Genomic DNA, 20,957 nt, shown 5'->3' with positions numbered 1-20,957 from the left:
CACGAATAAGCAACGTCGGCTCGATACAATTGTTGCATTCTATTCGAAGGCAATTTAAGCTGTGACTCAATCGACAACGTGGATGTGTTTAATTTGTGGCTGGATTTACGATGAAGTTGCGGGTGCTCCAGAGCACGGAATTCCTGCCGGGACACCATGGGCTCAAGTGCCTATGAACTGGACCTGCCCGGAATGCGGAGCGCGCAAAGAGGACTTCGAAATGGTTCAGCTGTAAACGGTGAGGCACCTGCCTGACCGAGGCGGCTGAGCGCCTGCGTTTCAAGGTCTGTAAATAGAGGAGTAAAGGTAGTGGACATTCCTGGTTCCGGACTAAAAGTGTTAGTCATCGATGACAGCAATACCATCAGGCGTAGCGCCGAGATATTCTTGAAGCAAGGAGGGCACGAAGTTTTGCTGGCTGAAGACGGTTTTGATGCTTTGTCCAAGGTCAATGACTATGAACCCGATCTTATTTTTTGCGACATTCTGATGCCCCGACTTGATGGCTATCAAACCTGTGCAATTATCAAGCGTAATGCGAAGTTTTCGGGCGTTCCGATTGTCATGCTGTCTTCCAAGGACGGTGTGTTCGACAAGGCGCGAGGGCGTATGGTGGGTTCGCAGGACTACTTGACCAAGCCTTTTACCAAAGATCAGTTGCTGCAAGCCGTCAAGGCGTTGGGCAGTGCAAAACAAGGATTAGTGTGATGGCAATTGAAAAAATACTGGTTATTGACGACTCCAAAACCGAATTGATGTTTCTGACCGATTTGCTGGTTAAAAATGGTTTTACAGTCAAAACGGCTGAAAATTCAGAAGATGCGTTTCGCCGCTTGGCGGAGGAGAAGCCCGAGCTGATCCTTATGGATGTGGTGATGCCGGGGCAAAACGGCTTTCAGTTGACGCGTGCCATTGCCAGGGATCCCCTCTATTCCGATATTCCCATCATGATGTGCACCAGTAAAAACCAGGAAACTGACCGGGTGTGGGGCATGCGGCAGGGCGCTCGCGACTACATCACAAAGCCTGTCAATGTCGATGAATTGATGGCCAAAATTAAGGCGCTCGGCTGATTTGCCTGCTGACCGGAACAGGACTGAAGCATGGCGAAGAGACAAGCCCTTAGAGAGCTGCAAGCACGCCTATCCGACAGGTTGCAGATTGCGCGGACGCAAGGCGTTGCTCCGTCTTGGCTGGCCGTGGAGGCCGGTGGAAGGAAGTATCTTTTCCCGTTAAGTCAGTCGGGCGAGATCTTTCCTTGGGTCAACATGCAACCCGTTCCGTATACCCAGGCCTGGTTTGCCGGCGTTGCCAATTTGAGAGGGGGTCTCTTTGGTGTGGTTGACCTGGCCAGCTATGTGAGTGGTCAGGCGCCACTGCTTAAAAACGAGCTTACTCGTTCCGATTCAAGGCTTGTGTCCCTCAATAGTGCGCTGGAGGTAAATTGCGCTTTGCTAATCGACAGGCTGGCTGGACTGCGCAACCAAGCTGCATTTAGCAGTTTTACCGAAAAAGCGCCCGATTCGCCCGAATTTTTCGGCAACCAGTATGTTGACCTCAACGGTGCCGCCTGGCAGGAAATCAACCTTCAGTTACTCGCTCAGCAAGCCCCATTTTTGAAGATAGGCGCCTAGTGCACCCTGTCACCCTGTTTTCCCCAGAAGGCTCACATGTCTGTTTTTGAAACTATCCAGAAGCTATTTAAAACCAAGTCGGTCCAGCCTGAGGACAGCATGGAGATGGCTTCCGTCGGCATGCCGGGTGATGTTTTAGTGACCGGCGCCACGTATGAGGCCTCCCTCCACTCCGCCGCCATCCGCCAGGAGGACACCCATGAGGACGTTTCTGCCTTCAGCCGCAGGGCGACCACTGCGGAGGAGGCTGCGATTGAAGCGCCCGACTTGCTGACGCTACCTCTGCTCGGCCGCCGAAGCATCGGCCAGCACCAGAAAATTCTGGTGACTTTGCTGCTTCTGGCGATGGGCGCTCTGGGTACGGTGACTTTTCTGGCACTCAACCAGGCGCACAAAGTGGCCCAGCAGCTGGAGGCAAACGGTCAGGCCCTGATGCAGTCGCAGCGATTGGCGAAATCCGTATCCCAAGCTTTGGTAGGTAGCGCCCAAGCTTTTCCCGATGTACGTGAAAGCTCTGATGTGCTGGCAAAGACCGCGCGAGGCCTGAAGTCTGGCGAAGCCAGTTTGAATCTGGCCTCCGTGACCGATGACTTGCAGCCCGATGTGGAAAAGGTTCTTCCCCTCGTAGATCGCGCCGAGAAAAACGCAAAAACGGTGATGGATCAGCAGAAAATTCTGATGCAGGTTGGCAGCGCCTTGCGTACTATTAACCGCCAATCATCGGATTTATTGGAAATTGCAGAAACGGTGTCGTCGCTCAAGCTGCAGCAAAATGCGGTGCCGGCCGAAATCTCGGCGTCCGGCCAGCTGGTGATGTTGACCCAGCGCATTGGCAAGTCTGCCAACGAGTTCCTGACCATGGAGGGCGTGAGCCCCGAGGCGGTATTCTTGCTAGGCAAGGATTTGAACTCTTTCAAGGAAATCGCCCAGGGCCTGCAGGACGGCAGCCCCGAGTTGCGTCTTAGCGGCTCCAAAGACCCTCAAACTCGCGAGCGGCTGGACGCCCTGATGGCGCTCTACGAGCAAACGCGGGTCCAGGCCAGTGCCATTTTGGGTAACTTGCAGGGCTTGGTCTCTGCCCGGGAAGCTCAGTCCTCGATCATTACCGACAGCGAGCCGCTCCGCCGAGGGCTTGAGAATTTGCAGGAAAAACTGTCGGCCCAATCCGGCCTCGGTGCAGGTGCGCTGACGACCTTGGTAGTCGCGGCGGCTTTTGCCTTGCTGTGTGCGGCCGGTCTCGCCCACTTGCAGGTGCAGGACAGCCAGCAGCGGCAGGCAGTTTCTGAAAATCAGCGGCAGGAAGCCAAAGGCCAGGAGCAGGACGCCAAGCGTGTTAACGATGCCAACCAGGCCGCGATTTTGCGCTTGATGAACGAGCTGCAGACTGTGGCCGAGGGTGACTTGACGCAGGAAGCGACGGTGACCGAAGACATCACTGGCGCGATTGCCGACTCGGTGAACTACACGGTCGAGGAATTGCGGCAGCTGGTGGGTAATGTGCAAAATACTGCGGCCCGGGTTGCACAGACAACAGCGCAGGTGGAAAGCACCTCCACAGAGCTGCTCGCGGCGTCCACGGAGCAATTGCGTGAGATTCGTGAAACCGGCCAATCGGTGCTCGATATGGCGTCCCGAATCAACGAAGTCTCCACCCAAGCGCAGGAATCTTCTCAGGTGGCGCGGCAGTCGCTGACGGCCGCCGAGTCTGGTTTGCAGGCTGTTCAGAGCGCGATCGGTGGTATGAATTCGATCCGTGACCAGATTCAGGAAACTTCCAAGCGGATTAAACGACTGGGTGAATCCTCCCAAGAGATTGGCGAGATTACAGAGCTGATTTCCGACATTACCGAGCAGACCAATGTGTTGGCCCTTAATGCGGCTATTCAGGCGGCGTCAGCCGGGGAAGCGGGGCGCGGTTTCTCCGTCGTTGCGGAGGAAGTGCAGCGACTGGCTGAGCGCTCTGCAGATGCTACGCGACAGATTTCCGCTTTGGTGAAAGCGATTCAAACCGATACCCAGGATGCGGTGGCCGCTATGGAGCGCTCTACGCAAGGGGTGGTTGAAGGGGCCAGGCTATCCGATAACGCCGGTACGGCGCTATCGGAAATTGATCGGGTGTCGCGTCGCCTTGCGGATCTGATTGAGCAGATTTCAAGTTCGGCCTCCCGGGAAGCGGCGTCGGCCAACGTAGTGGCCGACAATATGCAGCACATTTTTGCAGTGACGGAGCAGACCGGGGAAGGCACCCGCTCGACGGCGCAGCAAGTGCGGGATCTTTCCCGCATGGCGGAAGAATTGCGCCAATCGGTATCCCGATTCAAGATTGCCTGATAGACGTCCGTTGTGCGCTGCCAACTGACCGCGAACCCTCGATTCCTGAACCGGCCCGTTATTTATGCAATCCAGCGTCCCGAATTCATTAGCTGCTGAACTTGACCACACCGGCAACGATCTTGGCCCATTGGCTTGGATGCTTGACGAGCTTCGCAAGTCGTTGGCCAGCGCCACAAAAGCGCTAAAGCGCTTTGTTCGGGATGCCGAAGCTGCACGCGGCTCTGATCTTGCAGCGGTTGACGCCAGTCAATTGCGAATTGCACGTCAGCAGTTACACCAGGCGGTAGGTGCGTTGGAAATGGTGGGGTTGGCGGGGCCGGCACTGGTGCTGCGGGCCATGGAGGCCGCCGTGCAAAAGTTTGTGCAGCAACCGGGACAATGCAGTCATGAGGCAGCCGCCAAAATCGAGCGCGCCAGTTTTGCACTGACGGAATACCTAGAAGGCGTGCTTGCTGACAAGCCGGTTTCTGCCGTTTCCTTGTTTCCGCAGTACCGCGATATCCAGGAGCTCATACGTGCTGATCGTATTCACCCTGCCGACTTGTGGCCGTTTGAGTGGCGTTGGTTGGAGCCCGAGCTGGCCGTAATGGCCGAACCTCGGAATTACGATGATGACGCGCGTGCGCTGATGGACTATTCGGTGCTCCAGATCTTGAAGGGCAAGGCACCGCAGGCAGCCCTGAAACTGAAGGAATTGAGCCTCGGACTTTCCGCAAAACAGACTGGCCGTCAACCCCGGATTTTCTGGAAGATCGCGGCCGCCTACTTTGAAGCCGTTGCGCACGATCTGCTGGGCTTGGATATTTACGTGAAGCGCGCCGCGTCCCGGATCCTGTTGCAATATGCCTCGCTGGGCAAAGGGGATGCCGCGATATCGGACCGCCTCGCGCAGGATCTCCTCTTTTTCTGTGCTCAGGCGGTTTCCGATCGGGCCAGCGATACCCCCATTTTGTCGGCCGTCCGGTTAACCTACGATCTCACTCGGTTTAAACCTGTGGACTACGAGCTTGTTCAATTTGGCCGCTTCGACCCGGCTTTGTTGGCTCAGGCCCGCAAGCGGATCACCTCCGCCAAGGAAACCTGGTCCTCTCTGTCCGCGGGCGATGTTAGCAAGTTCAGGTCGGTGGCCGATCAGTTCAGTCTGGTGACTGATTCTCTACTCAGACTCTACCCGCCCAGCGTGCCACTTGCGCAAGCCTTGACCCGGGCGATTGACACCACGGTCCATTCAGCCCACGTTCCTCGAATTGAGTTGGCGATGGAAGTGGCGACGTCGGTGCTCTATATTGAAGCGGCTCTGGATGACTTGGATCCCAACGATCCTCAGTTGACTGTGCGAACGGAAAACTTGGCGGAACGACTGGAAGCGGTTCGGGTGGGCGGTGAACCCCAGCCGCTGGAAGGCTGGATGGAAGAGCTGTACCGTCGGGTGAGCGATAAACAGACCATGGGCAGCGTGGTAGGTGAATTGCGCGTGTCTTTAGGTGAGCTTGAGAATTCGCTGGACGCGTTCTTTCGCAACCCGCAAGATAAGACTTTGCTGCACGTCGTACCGGTTCAGCTTTCACAGATGCGTGGGGTCTTGTCGGTGCTGGGGCTCGATCAGGCATCCCATGCCGTTTTGAGCATGAAGAACAGCGTCGAGCACATGCTGATCGCCGGAATTGACGAACAGGTGGCGCGCGTTGCAGGGACGTTCGATCACCTTGGTAACAACCTGGGCGCGCTGAGTTTCTTGATCGACATGCTCAATTACCAGCCCGCGCTGGCGAAAAAGCTCTTCGTCTTCGACGAGGAAAAAGGTGAGCTGAAGCCCCTGATGGGCCGCACGCAAAAGGCAGCCAGCGCCGCTTCGACCGTGACGCTGGGCAGCGATTTGCTGTCACGGGAAGTCATCTCTCTGGTCCAGGAAGCGGGGGGCGGCAATTCCGAGGAAAAACTGAGCGAGAAATTGGACGCGTTGGCGACTCATGCGGCACTTGCTGAGCAGCCTGTCCTTGCTCAAACGGCCCGTGATGCAGCGCTGGCCGTTTCTGCGAACAATGCTTCTGCCGCAGCCAGTGCCTTGATGACCTTGGCTTCAACCGTGATGCCGGCGCAAGTCGCACCAGCCAGCCAGGCCGTATCGGCGGATTTCGAAGAAGATGACTTGCGCGATATTTTCCTTGAGGAGGCCCGTGAAGTGCTCGGCAACGCGCTGGAAGCGATTGCCGCACTGGCGAGCGACCCGGGTGAGGTCGCCGAACTGACGGTATTGCGGCGCGCTTTTCACACTCTCAAGGGTAGTTCGCGAATGGTGGGGCTGAACGAATTCGGAGAAGCGGCCTGGTCGCTTGAGCAACTGCTCAATAGTTGGCTGGCGGACCAAAAAACTGCCACCACTGAGTTTCGGGCCTTGACTTCCGAGGTGATGGCCGGCTTTGGCGCCTGGATTGCCGATATCGCTGCGAATCAAGATGCCCCGTGGTCCGCGGTTCCGTTCCGAAGCAGCGCAGATGCCATGCGGATCGAAGGGCGCTACAGTGCCCTGCGTTTAGTTGTCAAATCTGGCGAGCCGGGCGTCCCCGCCCTCCCAATGGAAGCTACTGCAGCAGGCGTGCTTGAGCTGCCCGAACTTCAACTGGAAGGTGAGGCTCCTAAAGATCCAAGCGCCAACTTGCTTGTGGAGCCATTGGATAAGGCCACCATTGAAGCCGATGCGGAGTTTGGTATTCTTTTTGATACCGAACTTGCTCCTGCAGCACCGGACGCTACAGCGGTGGATCAGGCGGTTACGTCTGATCTGGATATGGCAGGCATTGATTTCGACCGCTTGTTCTCGCACTCGGCTGACGACAACGCCTCGCCCAGGTTGGCTGACCTTCCGGTGGCGAGCATGCCGGAGAGCGTATCTGCCGAGTTTGAGTCCGGGGAAGCAATTGAATTGTCAGCCGCCGATTTTGACAAGCATTTTCGGCTCGGGACTGCAGCGCCCGATCAAGTCGCGCCTGTTTCGGTTGGATTCCCACCCGCTGCGGAACTGGTCACAGAGGTGCCCGAGTCGGCGGAAAAGATCGAAACCATCCCGCTACAACCCGTTGACGTGGCGGCGGCTCCAGCCGTCGCAGCGCGTGAAAAGACACCAGAGACTGCCCCACTCGCAGACGCCAGTGAGGACGAGAAAATAAAAGTCATTGGCGCTTTGCGCATAGGTATTCCTCTTTATAACGTCTACTTGAATGAGGCTGATGAATGGTCGCGGCGACTGGTGACAGAGGTGGCCGAATGGGCCATGGAACGCCAGCAGCGAGTCGGCGCTTCCACGATAGCGCTTGCCCATTCGCTGGCAGGCAGTTCTGCCACCGTTGGGTTCGATGCCTTGTCGAAAATAGCGCGGGCGCTGGAACATGCGCTGCAAAAGTCGCGGGCGCATCACAGCGATGGTGCCGCTAAATATGGGCAGGTATTTGTTGATGCTGCAGAAGATATACGTCGGTTGCTAAATCAATTTGCCGCTGGGTTTCTGAAGGAACCAGAGGCCAGCTTGCTGGGTCGCCTGAACGAGCTCGATTTTCCTGATGCTGTAATTCCGCCAGAAGACGAGTTCTATGATTCAGACTTTTTTGCGGATCCAGCGCAAGCAGACTACATCAGGGAGGAGCTTCTAAATTTCTCAGCGCCGGAACTAGCGAAGAGCGCGTATTCCCCGCCTGCATTTGTGACGCCAACCGCTCCTGCCGTCGAAGCGCCGCCGGTTCGGTTGGTCTTGTCAGCACCGGATGCCGTTCCGACCCCTGTCGTCGCGATATTTGGTGAAGAGGGCGATGAACCGATCGATGCAGTCGACGCGATTGACCCTGATTTGTTTCCGATTTTTGAAGAAGAAGGGGCGGAGCTCATGCCCCAGTTGGGAGGGGCGCTGCGTCAGTGGTCCGCGCGACCCGGCAATCACGGAGCGCGCCTGGAGGTATTGCGCGTACTGCACACGCTCAAAGGCAGTGCCCGGCTGGCCGGCGCATTGCGGCTTGGGGAAATGGCGCATCGGGTTGAGTCAGAAATCGAGCACGTTGGTTCAGAGGCCGCAGCGACCCAAAAATTCGAACCTTTGTTGACCCGTTTTGACGCGATGCAAGCCACTTTTGAAGGCTTGCGCCAGGCTGCCGCTGCGGGCCCTGCTTTGCCTTCATCCGCGCCGGCTGTCGCAGAGCCGCTGGTCAGACCCGCCTCGGTGTCGAAAGCCCTGGATTTTCAGGAGTCCTCGACGAAGGAAGTCGTCGCCAGTGAACTCACCACAAGAACACTAACCATTCCGCCGCCTCAAGCCATGGCCATGCAGCCATTGAGGCAGGCTGCTGCAGCCTCCATACGCGTGCGATCCCAGTTGCTCGACCGCATGGTCAACCAAACCGGGGAGGTCATCATTGCCCGTTCCCGTCTGGAAGCCGAGGTCGGCCAGTTGCGCAGTTCCCTGAATGACATGAACGGCAACTTGAACCGCTTGCGCCAACAACTGCGCGATATTGAACTGCAAGCTGAAACCCAGATGCAAACGCGCCTGGCGCAAACGAAGGACGCCCAAACCGGGTTTGATCCGCTCGAGTTCGACCGGTTCACCCGGGTACAGGAACTGACCCGAATGATGGCTGAGTCCGTTAACGACGTGGCGACCGTGCAGCGGACCCTGCAACGCACGGTCGAAGCGGCCGAGGATGATCTGGTTGCGCAGGCTCGGCAAACCCGCGAATTGCAACGCGACTTACTGCGCACGCGGATGGTGGAGTTTGATGGTATTTCCGACCGTCTTTACCGTGTTGTGCGGCAAGCCTCCAAGGAAACGGGCAAGCAGGTTCGCCTGGACTTGTTGGGCGGTACGACTGAAATGGATCGCGGCACGCTGGACCGCATGACGCCCGCTTTTGAGCATCTGCTGCGTAACTGCGTGACCCACGGCATCGAAAGTCCGCAAGACCGCGCCAACGCCGGCAAAGACCCCGTGGGTCTCATCACGGTCCATCTTCACCAAGAAGGTAACGACGTCTCGGTAGACTTCAGCGATGATGGGGCGGGCCTGGATCTTCATCGCATACGGGAAAAAGCCCTAAGTCTCGGCCTTGTCACCGCAGAGCAGTCGGTGGATGTCCAGGAGGCCGCCAAACTGATTTTCATGCCGGGTTTTTCAACGGCTGAACAGGTTACCGAACTCGCCGGGCGTGGCATTGGCATGGATGTGGTCAGATCGGAAGTCAATTCCCTGGGCGGTCGGATTGAGACCTCTTCCGTGTCTGGAAAAGGTACCCACTTCAAACTGGTGCTGCCGTTGACCACGGCAGTGACGCAGGTGGTGATTATTCGCGCCGGCAGCCTGTCGGTGGGAGTTCCCGCCAACGTGGTTGAAACCGTTCGGCGCACCACTGCCAAGGAGTTGCAGCAGGCTTACAACACGGGCACGCTTGATGTCGCTGGTGAGGCTGTGCCGTTCATGTGGTCGGGTGCCTTGCTACAGGCTTCGCCGCAGAGCAGCGAAGTGCAAGCGAAGGCTACGCAGGTCGTTATTTTTCGAAGCGCAGCCCAGCGCATTGCACTTCATGTCGATGAAGTCCTGGGCAACCGGGAGGTCGTGGTTAAAAACCTCGGTCCTCAGTTGTCGCGGCTGCCGGGCTTGGCGGGCATGTCCGTGCTCGCTTCGGGCGCGGTGGTCTTGATCTACAACCCGGTGGCCTTGGCTACCGTCTACGGTCAGCAAGCGCGTGCATGGAGCGCCGACTCGGCTGAACCGCATGTGCTTGAAGCGTCGGGGGCCAGCGGTGGGCGGGCGGCGGCGCTGGTGGCTGCAACGCCGCAACTCCCCCTGATTCTCGTGGTCGACGATTCGATCACGGTGCGGCGCGTCACGCAACGCCTGCTGCAGCGGGAAGGTTATCGTGTGTCTATGGCGGCCGACGGCCTCCAAGCGCTGGAACGGTTGCAGGAAGAACGGCCTGCGGTGGTGTTGTCAGATATTGAAATGCCGCGCATGGATGGCTTTGACCTGGCGCGCAACATTCGTGCGGATGTCCGACTGAGCCATCTGCCCATCATCATGATCACCTCGCGGATTGCTGAAAAACACCGCGAGCACGCCAAGGCGCTGGGTGTTAACGACTATTTAGGCAAACCGTACTCGGAAGAAGAGTTGTTGCGCTTGGTCAAAAATTACTGCGCTACGGAAGTTGCTGTTTTGGCCTAGAAGGCGTATCTAAGCCAGACAGATATCGGGCAAGTAACTTCAAAAAGCGGTGCGTCTCAGGTGGTTTTTCTTTTCACCACGGTGTAGCGCTCCAGGGTAAGCGCGCGTGCTATGTCGTGCTGCACGAGGGGCCTCGGGTAGTTTTCGCCCAGCAGCACACCTGCAGCGCTTAGTTCCGCTGGCTTTGCAAGCCAAGGGCTGTGCAGGGCCGGGGTGGGGAGTTTTTCCAGTACCGGAAGGTATTTGCGAATGAATTTTCCTTCCTCATCAAATTTTTCGCTCTGACTGACTGGATTGAAAATCCTGAAATAAGGCTGGGCATCGCAACCAGTGCTAGCCGCCCACTGCCAGCCGCCGTTGTTGGCTGACAAATCAAAATCGTTGAGTTTTTCGGCGAAGTAACGTTCGCCCCAGCGCCAGTCGAGCCCCAAGTCTTTCACCAGAAAGCTGGCGGTCACCATGCGCAACCGGTTATGCATGTAACCGGTCTGGTTGATTTGCGCCATCGCCGCATCCACCAGCGGGTAGCCCGTCCGGCCTTCGCACCAGGCCTTGAAAAGGGCGTTGGCTTTCTCGCCTTCTTCCCACGTAATCGCGTCATAGTCAGGTTTGAACGCGCGGCTAGCAACATGCGGAAAATTACTCAGAATTTGCGCATAAAAATCTCTCCAGATCAGTTCGCTGAGCCAAGTCGCAGCGCCCTCACTCCCGCCCTGTTGTTGTTCCAGTGCACTTGACGCCATCCTCCTGATCGATACCGTGCCAAAGCGCAGGTGTACGCCCAAGTAGCTCGGACCTTTCACGGAAGGAAAGTCACGGGTGTCCTTGTAGTGGGCCATACGACCCAGAAATTCTTCAAAAAGCGCGGTTCCACCTTGGCTTCCGGTGGGGATTTTTAGCGCAGACAGGTTGGTTTTTTTAAATCCTAAAGAATCTAGTTCGGGAACGGCGGATAGCAGGTCGGCGGGCCCTGACGCCAACGCAGCCGCATACTTTTCCACCGGATAGGCTTGGAGGTAAAAGCTGTCGACTTTATTCAGCCATGCGTTTTTGTAAGGGGTGAACACCGTGTACGGTTTGCCGGCTAGCGTGAGGACCTCGGCGCGCTCAAAAATGACGTGGTCCTTGAAGCTGTGAAAGGCCACACCTTGACCTTCCAGCAAGGTGTGCACCTCCGCATCGCGTTCCAGCGCTTGCGGTTCGTCGTCGTGATTCGTGAAAACAGCGTGGATGGACAGCCTCGCGCAAAGTGCTGGCAGTGCGCTACTGGCGAAGTCGTGCAAGACGATCAGGCCGGCATGCGAGACCCCATGCTCCAAGGCGAGCCGCTGCAATTGTTCGTTGAGGTCCACCAGGGACTCCCGAATGAATTCCACCCGGCGGTCGGATCTGGGCAAGGCGTCCAGAATCTTTCGGTCGAATAGAAACGCGCAATACACTTGCTTGCAGGATTTCAGCGCGTGATACAGCGCTGCGTTGTCTTCGACCCGCAAATCCCGCTTAAACCACATCAGGCCGGATTGGTATTTTTTTTGCATGAGCCGATGGTAGCGAAAAGGCTGGTCAAGGCGATTGAAATGCCATTTGCAGAATTTGGGTTTTGAAGACCGAGTCTGCATACGCCTAAAACTAGTACGCGTAAAATCTTCAAATGGCCATGGACTCCGAACCGATTAATCTGACTCACCACTTCCTCATTGCCATGCCCGGTCTGGCGGACAAATCGTTTGCCAAAAGCGTGGTGTACATGTGCGAGCACAGCGACCGGGGGGCCTTGGGCCTCGTTATCAACAAGCCCAGCGACATCAGCGTCAAGAAGCTGTTTGACAAGGTCGAGTTACCGCTTCATCGCGACGATCTCACTGAAACACCGGTTTTTCAAGGCGGGCCAGTCCAAACCGAGCGTGGTTTCGTGCTCCACGAATCGATGATGCCTGGGCACGAATCGGTGTACGCCTCGACCATGTCGATTCCGGGTGGCTTGGAAATGACCACGTCCAAAGATGTGCTGGAAGCGTTGTCTACCGGCGCCGGACCCCGCAAAGTATTTGTCTCGCTCGGCTACTCCGCCTGGGGCGAAGGGCAGCTGGAATCGGAACTATTGGATAACAGCTGGCTCACGGTGGCGGCCGATATCGCGGTAATTTTTGATACCCCGGTCGAACAGCGTTATGACAAAGCCCTGCTGCTGCTCGGTCTGCAAAGCTGGATGCTGTCGCCGGTGGCTGGTCACGCATGAACCTTGCGGCTGAGCCTTCTCAGGCCGCTGGTTTTCAAACCTTTCTGGCATTCGACTTCGGTCTCAAACGTACTGGGATTGCAACTGGCAATAGCCTGACCCGTACTGCCTCGCCACAAGCGACTATCGCCGCAGAAGGCGTTGCTCGCTTTCCCGCGATTGAAGCCAGGATCAAGGAATGGCAGCCTGATGCGCTGGTGATCGGCGTTCCATTTCATCCCGATGGTGCCAGCCACGACAATACGCTGCGTGCGCGAAAGTTTGCGCGTCAGCTGCGAGGACGTTTTGGCTTAAAAGTATTTGAGGTCGATGAGCGCTACAGCACAACCGAGGCATTGGCCGGCGGCGCCAAGGATGCCGATGCGGCGTCCGCGTGCATCATTCTGGAACAGTTTTTAAGGAGTCTTCCATGAGCAGCCTGACACTGGACGCTGAAGCGTTGTACGGCGATTTGCTGCGAAGCGTGCGTTTGTTACTGGCCTCGTACGACCAGCCGCCGCTGCTGGTAGGGGTTGCGTCTGGCGGCGCCTGGCTGGCCCAGCGCCTGCAAAAAGACCTGGGTTTGGCCGGGGAACCCGGCATTATTTCCTCTTCCATGCACCGCGACGATTTTTCGCAGCGCGGCCTGGCGTCCAGCGCACAGACTTTGCTGCCTTTCGATGTGAACGGCGCGCATCTGATTATGGTCGACGATGTTCTTTACACTGGCCGCACCTTGCGAGCGGTCCTCAATGAGCTGTTCGACTACGGGCGACCTGCCAGCGTCAAGCTGGTGGTACTGGTGGACAGGGGTGGTCGCGAGTTGCCTGTGCAACCTGATCTTGCGGTTGCACGAGTGGCCTTACCCGCTGCGCAGACGCTTGCACTGGCGCGCGCTGAGAACGGCCAGTTCAGCTTTCAGGTGCAAGACCGATAACCCCAACCCGAAACCCGAGCAGAAATTAAGAGCGGCTATTTAGAGTGGAAGAGGAGACCAGTGCGTGTTGTACCGACAAAACCCCCAACTTAATAAAAACGGTGAGCTGATTCATTTGCTGTCAACGGAAGGGCTCCCCAAGGCCACGCTGACGCAGATTCTGGATATCGCTACCAACTTTGTCAGCGTAAGCAGCCGCGAGGTCAAAAAGGTCCCTTTGCTGCGCGGAAAGAGCGTTTTCAACTTGTTTTTTGAAAACTCCACCCGCACCCGTACGACGTTTGAAATTGCAGCGACGCGCCTTTCGGCAGACGTCATCAACCTGGATATCGCCCGCTCGTCGGCGGCCAAGGGAGAGTCGTTGCTCGATACCATCGCCAATCTGAGCGCAATGGCGGCTGATCTGTTTGTAGTGCGTCACAGCGAATCGGGCGCGCCTTACCTGATTGCCCAACACGTGGCACCGCACGTGCATGTGATCAATGCTGGCGATGGGCGTCATGCGCATCCGACGCAAGGCTTGTTGGATATGTACACCATCCGACATTACAAAAAAGACTTCAGCAACCTGACGGTCGCCATCGTAGGCGATGTCCTGCATTCGCGCGTGGCACGCTCAGATATCCACGCACTCACAACCTTGGGGTGTGCGGAGGTGCGCGTGGTCGGCCCCAAAACTCTGGTGCCTGCGGATATGGCACAAATGGGCGTGCGCGTCTGCAACACGCTGGAGGAGGGGATCAAAGGTGCCGATGTGGTGATCATGCTCCGGCTCCAAAACGAGCGGATGTCGGGTGCACTGTTGCCCAGTAGCCAAGAGTACTTCAAGAGTTTTGGTCTGACGGAGGACAAGCTGCAGCTGGCCAAGCCCGATGCCATCGTCATGCATCCGGGTCCGATTAACCGAGGGGTGGAAATTGATTCCGCCGTGGTTGACGGGGGCCAAAGCGTCATCTTGCCGCAGGTCACATTTGGCATCGCTGTGCGTATGGCGGTCATGAGCATCGTCGCAGGGAATGAAGCATGAAACTACTGATAAAAAACGGTCGGGTAATCGATCCTGCTTCAAAGTTCGACCAAGTGGGGGATGTGGCCATTGCGGCGGGTCGCATCGTGTCGCTGAAAGGCGCTACCGTCAATTTTGAGCCCAATAAAATTATTGACGCCACCGGCTGTATTGTTGCGCCGGGCTTAATCGATCTGTCGGCCAGGCTGCGCGAGCCCGGCTACGAACACGAAGGCATGCTGGAGAGTGAGTTGGCCGCGGCGGTTGCTGGCGGTGTAACCAGCCTGGTCTGTCCGCCGGATACCGATCCCGTTCTGGATGAGCCCGGGCTGGTGGAAATGCTCAAGTTCCGCGCAGAAAAACTGCATCAGTCGCGGGTCTTTCCGCTGGGTGCGTTGACGCGCGCTTTGAAAGGAGAGGCGCTGACCGAGATGGTCGAGTTGACCGAAGCCGGTTGTGTGGGTTTCAGTCAAGCCGAAGTGCCGCTGGCCAGCACCCAGGTCCTGATGCGTGCGCTGCAATACGCAGCTACTTTCGGCTATACCGTCTGGCTGCGCCCGCAAGAGTTGCACCTCGGCCAGGGTGTGGCCGCCAGCGGTGCACTGGCAACGCGCCTGGGCCTGAGCGGTGTACCCGTGGCCGCTGAAACGATTGCGCTCCATACGATTTTTGAACTGGTTCGCGCCACCGGCGCACGAGTGCACCTTTGTCGCATCAGCAGTGCCGCAGGCGTGGCGCTGGTGGGAAAGGCCAAGGCAGAAGGATTGGGCGTGACCTGCGACGTGAGTATTAACAGCCTGCATTTGACCGATGCAGACATTGGCTACTTCGACAGCCGGATGCGGCTGGACCCGCCACTGCGCCAGCAGCGCGACCGGGACGCTATTCGGCAGGGGTTGGCGGACGGCACCATTGATGCGCTTGTATCCGACCACACGCCCGTCGACGAGGACGCTAAAACCTTGCCGTTTGCTGAAGCCGAGCCTGGCGCTACCGGCCTGGAGCTGCTGCTGGGCTTGGCCTGCAAGTGGGGCAGCGACAGTCAGGCCGGCATAGTGCGCTCGATCGCAGTATTGACGAGTGAGCCCGCGCGCGTGCTCGGCGACGCATTGGGCACCCTGCAGGCCAGCGCGGGCCGTTTGGTCAAGGGAGGCGTGGCCGACCTTTGCGTGTTTGATCCGCAGAGCAGCTGGCGGGTGGAGTCGGCGGCCTTGCGCAGTCAAGGCAAGAACACACCATTTTCTGGCCACCATCTACCCGCGCGAGTTCGCTGGACGGTGGTAGGTGGGCAGGTCGCTTATGAAGCCCTGGCTACCCCCGCCGCGCCATGAAACTGTTGGGCGTTTTTTGGAAGTTGCTGCGGGCCATGCGACATGCCGTGCAAGGTTTCTGGACGATCAAGACCCTCTTTCCGAAACTTGAACAGGCCGATCGGGAGGCTCGGGTTCACGTATGGGCAGGCGAGATGCTGCGGATTGTGGGCATTGAGCTGGTAGTCAACGGAACTCCACCCGCCGGAGGTCCGGTGCTGCTGGTGTCCAACCATATTTCGTGGCTCGATATTCTTGTGATGCATTCATCGCGCCATTGCCGGTTTGTCTCCAAGTCCGATATCAAACGTTGGCTTTTTGTAAGTACCCTGGCGGGTGGTGCCGGTACCTTGTATATCGAGCGTGAGTCGCGGCGAGACGCGCACCGGGTCGTGCTGCAAATGGCAGAGCGCCTTCGCGCGGGCGACATTCTTGCGGTGTTTCCAGAAGGTACGACCGGCGACGGGATTACGCTCAAGCCCTTTCATGCCAACCTGATCCAGGCCGCGATTGAGGCGTCGGTACCGGTGCAACCGGTTGCGCTCAAATTCATTGATGGAGCTAGCGGCGCTATGAGCTTTGCGCCCAGTTATGTAGACGATGAAACCCTGATTGGATCGATTTGGCGAACGCTGACCGCAAGCGGGCTGAAAGCGGTGGTGACCTTTGGGATTCCTCAGGCGCCGCAGGGCCAAACCCGACGCGTTTGGGCTCATTCGCTGCGCGAAGAGATCGAACGTTTAAGGCAAGTCTAGTGATGTCGGTTGAGTGCTGCGGTGGCGGGCTTTGAGGCTGGTCGCCGTGTGCGGAAAGGCCGCGACGTGATCAACTTTTGCGCGGATGCCAATCCGCTTCCCGAGGCATGGTCATGGCGTGAGCCCATATGGGCCGCTGTAGGTATGAGCTTACGTCCATCGACCCAGCGGGCCTACGCTGGTCGCCAGCATTCAAAAGTAAGGTCTTTACTTGGGAAACAGTGAAAAACCGAGAAATGATAGCTGTGGTCTCAAATTTCCATTTATCCGATTAATCAAAAGAACTCTCCAAAGGATCTGATATGAAAACTAAATTGCTAATGCTTACTTTCGCGATGTCCTGTGCTTTTGCCGGCAATGCGATGGCATTGACCAAAGATGAATACAAGACCCAGAAAGACCAGATCTCGGCAGACTACAAAGTTAACCGCGATAAATGTGGGGCGTTGAAAGCGACTGCAAAGAACGTCTGCGTTTCAGAAGCGAAGGGTACGGAAAAGATGGCCAAGGCCGAGCTCGAGAGCCAATATAAGCCTAGTCCGAAAAATACCGAGAACGTCAGTCTTGCCAAAGCGGACGCAGCCTACGACACCGCCAAAGAAAAATGCGGCGACCTCTCCGGCAACGGCAAAGATGTCTGTATTAAAGACGCCAAAGCTGCTCACGTAAAGGCTAAAGAAGACGCCAAAGTGTCTAGGGCCGAATCCGATACCAGCAAAACAAAAGCGGAAAAAATGGGCGATGTGAAGAAAAGTGCCAGCGAAGAAAAGCATGAAGCCGACTACACCGCAGCCAAAGTGCGCTGCGACAGTTTGGCCGGTGCTGCAAAAGATACTTGCCTCGCGGATGCGAAGAAGAAATACGACATGAAATAACCCAGGCAGAAGCGCCCGTCACCTTCATACGCGGCGGCACTCGCCCCAAAAAATCCCGGCCAAGCGACTGCTTGCCGGGTTTTTTTTATGGGATAGTCGCCTGCCGAAAACGCCTTTTCTTGAGGGGAGAGCCCGACAATCGGGTCTTCATGGCGCGGCCGCGATTGCTACGTTTTAATAGCAGATGTGGTCGCTCTATCGTCTGAGCGTTATCACGAGAAAGCTTACATACAGCGCGCCATTGATCAACAGTGCCCACACCGTCAAACCGCGCGACCGCGAGTTTAGACGAAGCCACGCGGCGGCGATCAGTGTGAGCGCCACACCACTGAGCACTTCAATACGCGGTTGCCATGGTGTCAGCATGATGCCGAAAGCCGGGAGCAGGGTTCCCTGAAACACCATCGCGCCCGTGATGTTGCCAAAGGCCAGTGTGTCCTTCCCGCGACGGGCCCATCGAATGCTGTTGACCTTCTCCGGAAACTCGGTGGCGATGGGGATAATCAGCAGTGACAGCAAGAGTGCCGAAACACCGAGTAAATGCGTCACGCCTTCAACTGCTGAAATGAAACCCTTTGCACCTAATACCAGCAAGGCAAGCCCAGCGCCCAGCTGGGTCAAAATAGTGAACAGGTTGATGGGCAGCCCCATGCGGGCCAGGAACATCTTTAATTCCGCCTTCGTACCGTGTCCGTTTTCCACCAATCGGGCAGACGCGTGCCAGGTCAGCATGATGTAGACGAAGTAGGTCAGAACCAGCGTCAAGCTCAGAGCCACGCGAATATAGCGAGCCTCTTGGGGGATATACATCGCTGCGGCGGCAAGCGCAAATGCAAACAGGAAGAAGTTGAGGTCGCGCACAAAACCGCTTCGTTCCGGAGTGACATGACCCGCAATCCCTCGTTGTTTGATTACCGCCAGAGCCATCAGACAGGTCGAGAGTGTCGATAGCATCAAAGGTGCGCCGAGGATGGCACCCACGCCAATTTCTTCATTGACACGCACGTTGGTCGTGCCCGCAAAAATTGCAAGGAGCGGGATCATGGTTTCCGGGAGCGCCGTGCCCACAGCAGCAAACACGGAACCAGTCACGCCCTCCGAAATTTTTAGTCGTTTTCCTAAATGTTCCAGTGCATTGGTGAACAGCTCCGATGCCGCAAGAATGACGATGAGCATCCCCACCAATTCGACAATGAACCCGGTCATCGATGGGCCTCCACCACCGCATGAGTAAGACGAGTCACCTCGGTCGACTCAAGGAAAAGAACGAGCGCACTGACAAAGCCTCCGTTTTGCTTAAATGCGGAGTGACGCGCTACAGCGTACGTATCGTAAGGTAACAAAACAGCATCAACCAGAAAAGGTCGCAACATTGGACATCCAGAAGGCCGGGCAGACAAACCATAGGCTATCGAATCCTCTGCCCGGCCTGGGTAAAGAAGTGATGCCGTAAGTCTTGCCAAACCATCAGGTCGCGCATGCCATGACCGAACGATCAAGTGTGTTGACATGTGCCCTTCGTGCAAACGAAGGCGACTACTCCCTTAAAGACGACTAAAGTGTAATGGATACGTATCGAGCGCTTCTGCAGGTGGCAGAAATGCCAAATGAAGACAAGAAAATCCAGGGTGTATGTGTTTGCCGAGCCGCTGCGCCATCTCGATCGGCGTCGGCACAAAGGAGTCCGTTATTTTGTCGGGCGCAGGATCCCAAAGACCTAACGATCAGCGTCGAATACCAGCGCGCGATTTTTCATCCTGATTGAGGCCTCCATCGAGAACTTATGGCTTTTCTCGTTTTCCCGAGGCATCTTGCAGGGTCAACGCTACAAAACCACGGGTCGGGATGAAGCCCGTGCCTGACTATCGGAGCAGTTCATTTTGAGCAAACTAGGATCGCCCTAAACACCTTGACTGATTGCCCTTGGTCTGCGGCTGAAGGATTACGGATAGAAACACATTCCCATTTAAGAGGATATCTATTTGACAAATTCGAGGCATTATCGCTTCGTACTCAAGTGGCATTTCAGCATCGATGCCATCGGGTACAAGGATTTCACCACCAACCGCGGCCTTAAGGATAAATCATGTCTCACACACATCATCCTCATCTGTTTTCGCACGAATGGCTTGATTTGCACCCGGCTTTAGTGCGTTACATCAAATTGAGTAGCACGCGCATTGGAGTTGTGTTTTTGATCGCAATTGCAGCCTTGCTTGTTGTTAAGCTCGAATTGGAGCCGAATGTGCCGCTGAAGATCGGCACGGCCATAATCGAGTCTGCTGTCAAGTCAAGCTACCCAGACTACCTTCCAAATCAGTTTTATATGCAGCAAAAACAAGCCCCTGTCGAGGGTGAATTGCCAGTCCAGTTTTAGGGAAGCTCGCGTTCCTCAAGGGTCGAGGTAGCACGCCGAAAAGACCATGACATGATCCACGCGGTATTTTCCGAAGAATCGCATAGTCTGCCAAGCTGCCCGAGGTTCTGGCCAAGCGCACGCCAATCCCCCTTTACCCAGCCAGTCCCACAAACACATTTTGCACATCGTCGTGCCCATCGATGGCGGCCAGGAAGGCTTCCACTTCTTCCAGATGCTCGGCGCTCAGGTTGGCGGGATCCACAGGGTTCTTGGATTTGTAGCCCAGCTTGGCTGACAAGACCGTGAAGCCTTGCGCTGGCAGCGCGCGGCTCACCAGGTCGAGATCGGCGGGATCGGTGAGGAACATCGTCATACCGACTTCCTCGCCCGGCTCGAAGTCCTGCGCGCCCGCTTCGATGGCAGCCAGTTCGGGATCGGCGCCCGCAACAAGCGGCTCGCCTTCGATCATGCCCACATGGTCAAAATCCCAGGCTACCGAGCCGGAGCTGCCCAGTTGCCCTTTACGGAACAGCACGCGCATTTCAGAGGCGGTACGGTTCAAGTTATCGGTCAGGCATTCAACCATCACGGCTACTTGGTGTGGCGCAAAGCCTTCGTAAATAACGTGTTCAAAATGAACCGCCTCACCGGTCAGGCCAGCCCCTTTTTTGATGGCTCGATCCAGGGTCTCCTTGGGCATGGAGACTTTGCGCGCCTGCTCTACGACCAGCCGCAGGCGCGAGTTGGAAGCGGGGTCGGCCCCGTTTCGCGCCGCGATCATGATGTCTTTGGCCAATCGTCCAAACAGTCGGCCTTTGGCATTTGCCGCCAGTTCCTTGCCTTTTGCTTTCCACTGCGCGCCCATGTTTTGGATTCCCTGGTGTTGTAAGCGCTCTACTGCGCGTGTCAAAAATAGGAGGGTTGGGCTATGCGCGCTATTTAAAAAGACGTGACGCATGACCCAAGATGGAGGGTAACACCCCAGGGCTATCTCAGGCGCTGGGTTGGAAAGCAGAAAAGATTTATAAAACCAGGGGGGAGAGTCGCTTTACGGAAGTCGGTATCAGCTAGCGGCGCGTTCCTTATCGGCAGCTCCTCTGGTCGTTAAAAGGCGGCGACTTGTTAACCGACCCACTGAACAAAGTAGAAATATGTCTTAACTTGACAATGGTTATGAGTCGGTTTGATTCGCTCAAATGGTGCCACCAACAGGAATCGAACCTGTATCTAGCGCTTAGGAGGCACTCGTTCTGTCCATTGAACTATGGCGGCTTTTCTTGGTTACTTATGAGAACAGGAATTGTATTCGCTGGCCGAGGATTGA

The 20,957-nt window shown here is 56.6% G+C and carries 17 protein-coding genes, 1 tRNA gene and 1 riboswitch; of the genes, 14 read left to right on the top strand and 4 right to left on the bottom strand.

Features of this window, described 5'->3' with window-relative positions; translation table 11 throughout:
- Nucleotides 1-61 precede the first annotated feature (61 nt).
- The 6 genes from HHJ16_RS01660 (at nucleotide 62) to HHJ16_RS01635 (ending at nucleotide 10,173) form a co-directional block, all read left to right on the top strand.
- Complete coding sequence (locus tag HHJ16_RS01660) at nucleotides 62-235, top strand: rubredoxin (protein ID WP_293640136.1); 174 nt, start codon at nucleotides 62-64, stop codon at nucleotides 233-235.
- 74 nt (nucleotides 236-309) lie between these two features.
- Nucleotides 310-708, top strand: a complete 399-nt coding sequence (locus HHJ16_RS01655; protein WP_293640135.1) for a response regulator — start codon at nucleotides 310-312, stop codon at nucleotides 706-708.
- Nucleotides 708-1,073 (top strand): response regulator, encoded by a 366-nt coding sequence (locus HHJ16_RS01650; protein ID WP_293640134.1) that lies wholly within the window; start codon nucleotides 708-710, stop codon nucleotides 1,071-1,073. Before HHJ16_RS01655 ends, HHJ16_RS01650 begins: the two co-directional genes overlap by 1 nt.
- 30 nt (nucleotides 1,074-1,103) lie before the next feature.
- A complete protein-coding gene (locus HHJ16_RS01645; RefSeq protein WP_293640133.1) occupies nucleotides 1,104-1,634 on the top strand; it encodes a chemotaxis protein CheW in 531 nt (176 codons plus the stop codon).
- A 36-nt stretch (nucleotides 1,635-1,670) separates the two neighbouring features.
- A complete protein-coding gene (locus HHJ16_RS01640; protein ID WP_293640131.1) occupies nucleotides 1,671-3,965 on the top strand; it encodes a methyl-accepting chemotaxis protein in 2,295 nt (764 codons plus the stop codon).
- 64 nt (nucleotides 3,966-4,029) lie between these two features.
- Nucleotides 4,030-10,173, top strand: a complete 6,144-nt coding sequence (locus HHJ16_RS01635) for an Hpt domain-containing protein (protein ID WP_293640129.1) — start codon at nucleotides 4,030-4,032, stop codon at nucleotides 10,171-10,173.
- A 56-nt stretch (nucleotides 10,174-10,229) separates the two neighbouring features.
- On the opposite strand, the gene HHJ16_RS01630 is transcribed toward HHJ16_RS01635, so the two are convergent.
- Nucleotides 10,230-11,711, bottom strand: coding sequence for a deoxyribodipyrimidine photo-lyase (locus tag HHJ16_RS01630; RefSeq protein ID WP_293640127.1), 1,482 nt, complete (start codon nucleotides 11,709-11,711; stop codon nucleotides 10,230-10,232).
- 113 nt (nucleotides 11,712-11,824) lie between these two features.
- Between HHJ16_RS01630 and HHJ16_RS01625 the strand changes: the two genes are divergently transcribed.
- The 7 genes from HHJ16_RS01625 (at nucleotide 11,825) to HHJ16_RS01595 (ending at nucleotide 17,274) form a co-directional block, all read left to right on the top strand.
- The gene (locus HHJ16_RS01625; RefSeq protein WP_293640125.1) at nucleotides 11,825-12,412 is read left to right on the top strand and encodes a YqgE/AlgH family protein; all 588 of its coding nucleotides are present in this window, start codon (nucleotides 11,825-11,827) and stop codon (nucleotides 12,410-12,412) included.
- Nucleotides 12,409-12,825, top strand: a complete 417-nt coding sequence (gene ruvX, locus HHJ16_RS01620; protein ID WP_293640123.1) for a Holliday junction resolvase RuvX — start codon at nucleotides 12,409-12,411, stop codon at nucleotides 12,823-12,825. The genes HHJ16_RS01625 and ruvX overlap by 4 nt, the downstream gene beginning before the upstream one ends.
- Nucleotides 12,822-13,328 carry a bifunctional pyr operon transcriptional regulator/uracil phosphoribosyltransferase PyrR gene (gene pyrR / locus HHJ16_RS01615; protein ID WP_293640121.1) on the top strand — a complete coding sequence of 169 codons (507 nt, stop codon included), beginning with the start codon at nucleotides 12,822-12,824 and terminating at the stop codon, nucleotides 13,326-13,328. The genes ruvX and pyrR overlap by 4 nt, the downstream gene beginning before the upstream one ends.
- Nucleotides 13,329-13,392: 64 nt before the next feature.
- Nucleotides 13,393-14,355, top strand: a complete 963-nt coding sequence (locus HHJ16_RS01610) for an aspartate carbamoyltransferase catalytic subunit (RefSeq protein WP_293640120.1) — start codon at nucleotides 13,393-13,395, stop codon at nucleotides 14,353-14,355.
- Nucleotides 14,352-15,665 carry a dihydroorotase gene (locus tag HHJ16_RS01605; RefSeq protein ID WP_293640119.1) on the top strand — a complete coding sequence of 438 codons (1,314 nt, stop codon included), beginning with the start codon at nucleotides 14,352-14,354 and terminating at the stop codon, nucleotides 15,663-15,665. The genes HHJ16_RS01610 and HHJ16_RS01605 overlap by 4 nt, the downstream gene beginning before the upstream one ends.
- Complete coding sequence (locus tag HHJ16_RS01600) at nucleotides 15,662-16,399, top strand: lysophospholipid acyltransferase family protein (RefSeq protein WP_293640117.1); 738 nt, start codon at nucleotides 15,662-15,664, stop codon at nucleotides 16,397-16,399. The genes HHJ16_RS01605 and HHJ16_RS01600 overlap by 4 nt, the downstream gene beginning before the upstream one ends.
- A gap of 302 nt (nucleotides 16,400-16,701) precedes the next feature.
- Nucleotides 16,702-17,274: a hypothetical protein gene (locus HHJ16_RS01595; protein ID WP_293640115.1), complete on the top strand. Its 573-nt coding sequence runs from the start codon at nucleotides 16,702-16,704 to the stop codon at nucleotides 17,272-17,274.
- 195 nt (nucleotides 17,275-17,469) lie between these two features.
- On the opposite strand, the gene HHJ16_RS01590 is transcribed toward HHJ16_RS01595, so the two are convergent.
- A complete protein-coding gene (locus HHJ16_RS01590) occupies nucleotides 17,470-18,480 on the bottom strand; it encodes a sodium:calcium antiporter (RefSeq protein WP_293640113.1) in 1,011 nt (336 codons plus the stop codon).
- A gap of 172 nt (nucleotides 18,481-18,652) precedes the next feature.
- A riboswitch (yybP-ykoY riboswitch) is annotated at nucleotides 18,653-18,818 on the bottom strand.
- A gap of 542 nt (nucleotides 18,819-19,360) precedes the next feature.
- Here HHJ16_RS01590 and HHJ16_RS01585 point away from each other — a divergent pair.
- Nucleotides 19,361-19,651, top strand: coding sequence for a hypothetical protein (locus HHJ16_RS01585; RefSeq protein WP_293640112.1), 291 nt, complete (start codon nucleotides 19,361-19,363; stop codon nucleotides 19,649-19,651).
- Between the two features lie 133 nt (nucleotides 19,652-19,784).
- Here the strand turns inward: HHJ16_RS01585 and HHJ16_RS01580 are convergent, their stop codons facing one another.
- Nucleotides 19,785-20,498, bottom strand: a complete 714-nt coding sequence (locus HHJ16_RS01580; protein WP_293640111.1) for a YebC/PmpR family DNA-binding transcriptional regulator — start codon at nucleotides 20,496-20,498, stop codon at nucleotides 19,785-19,787.
- Between the two features lie 332 nt (nucleotides 20,499-20,830).
- A tRNA-Arg gene (locus HHJ16_RS01575) sits at nucleotides 20,831-20,905 on the bottom strand.
- Nucleotides 20,906-20,957: the final 52 nt, after the last annotated feature.

Source organism: Polaromonas sp. (assembly GCF_012927485.1).
Classification (GTDB): Bacteria; Pseudomonadota; Gammaproteobacteria; order Burkholderiales; family Burkholderiaceae_C; genus Polaromonas.
The sequence above is the reverse complement of the archived record's forward strand: the minus strand, read 5'-3'. Positions and strand labels throughout refer to the sequence as shown.

What these genes read in the sequence shown, in the direction of transcription:
- HHJ16_RS01595 (WP_293640115.1), top strand. Translation starts at nt 16,702, where the DNA reads ATGAAAACTAAATTGCTAATGCTTACTTTCGCGATGTCCTGTGCTTTT.
- HHJ16_RS01600 (WP_293640117.1), top strand. Translation starts at nt 15,662, where the DNA reads ATGAAACTGTTGGGCGTTTTTTGGAAGTTGCTGCGGGCCATGCGACAT.
- ruvX (WP_293640123.1), top strand. Translation starts at nt 12,409, where the DNA reads ATGAACCTTGCGGCTGAGCCTTCTCAGGCCGCTGGTTTTCAAACCTTT.
- HHJ16_RS01590 (WP_293640113.1), bottom strand. Translation starts at nt 18,480, where the DNA reads ATGACCGGGTTCATTGTCGAATTGGTGGGGATGCTCATCGTCATTCTT.
- HHJ16_RS01640 (WP_293640131.1), top strand. Translation starts at nt 1,671, where the DNA reads ATGTCTGTTTTTGAAACTATCCAGAAGCTATTTAAAACCAAGTCGGTC.
- HHJ16_RS01585 (WP_293640112.1), top strand. Translation starts at nt 19,361, where the DNA reads ATGTCTCACACACATCATCCTCATCTGTTTTCGCACGAATGGCTTGAT.
- HHJ16_RS01630 (WP_293640127.1), bottom strand. Translation starts at nt 11,711, where the DNA reads ATGCAAAAAAAATACCAATCCGGCCTGATGTGGTTTAAGCGGGATTTG.
- HHJ16_RS01625 (WP_293640125.1), top strand. Translation starts at nt 11,825, where the DNA reads ATGGCCATGGACTCCGAACCGATTAATCTGACTCACCACTTCCTCATT.
- HHJ16_RS01580 (WP_293640111.1), bottom strand. Translation starts at nt 20,498, where the DNA reads ATGGGCGCGCAGTGGAAAGCAAAAGGCAAGGAACTGGCGGCAAATGCC.
- pyrR (WP_293640121.1), top strand. Translation starts at nt 12,822, where the DNA reads ATGAGCAGCCTGACACTGGACGCTGAAGCGTTGTACGGCGATTTGCTG.
- HHJ16_RS01650 (WP_293640134.1), top strand. Translation starts at nt 708, where the DNA reads ATGGCAATTGAAAAAATACTGGTTATTGACGACTCCAAAACCGAATTG.
- HHJ16_RS01605 (WP_293640119.1), top strand. Translation starts at nt 14,352, where the DNA reads ATGAAACTACTGATAAAAAACGGTCGGGTAATCGATCCTGCTTCAAAG.
- HHJ16_RS01645 (WP_293640133.1), top strand. Translation starts at nt 1,104, where the DNA reads ATGGCGAAGAGACAAGCCCTTAGAGAGCTGCAAGCACGCCTATCCGAC.
- HHJ16_RS01635 (WP_293640129.1), top strand. Translation starts at nt 4,030, where the DNA reads ATGCAATCCAGCGTCCCGAATTCATTAGCTGCTGAACTTGACCACACC.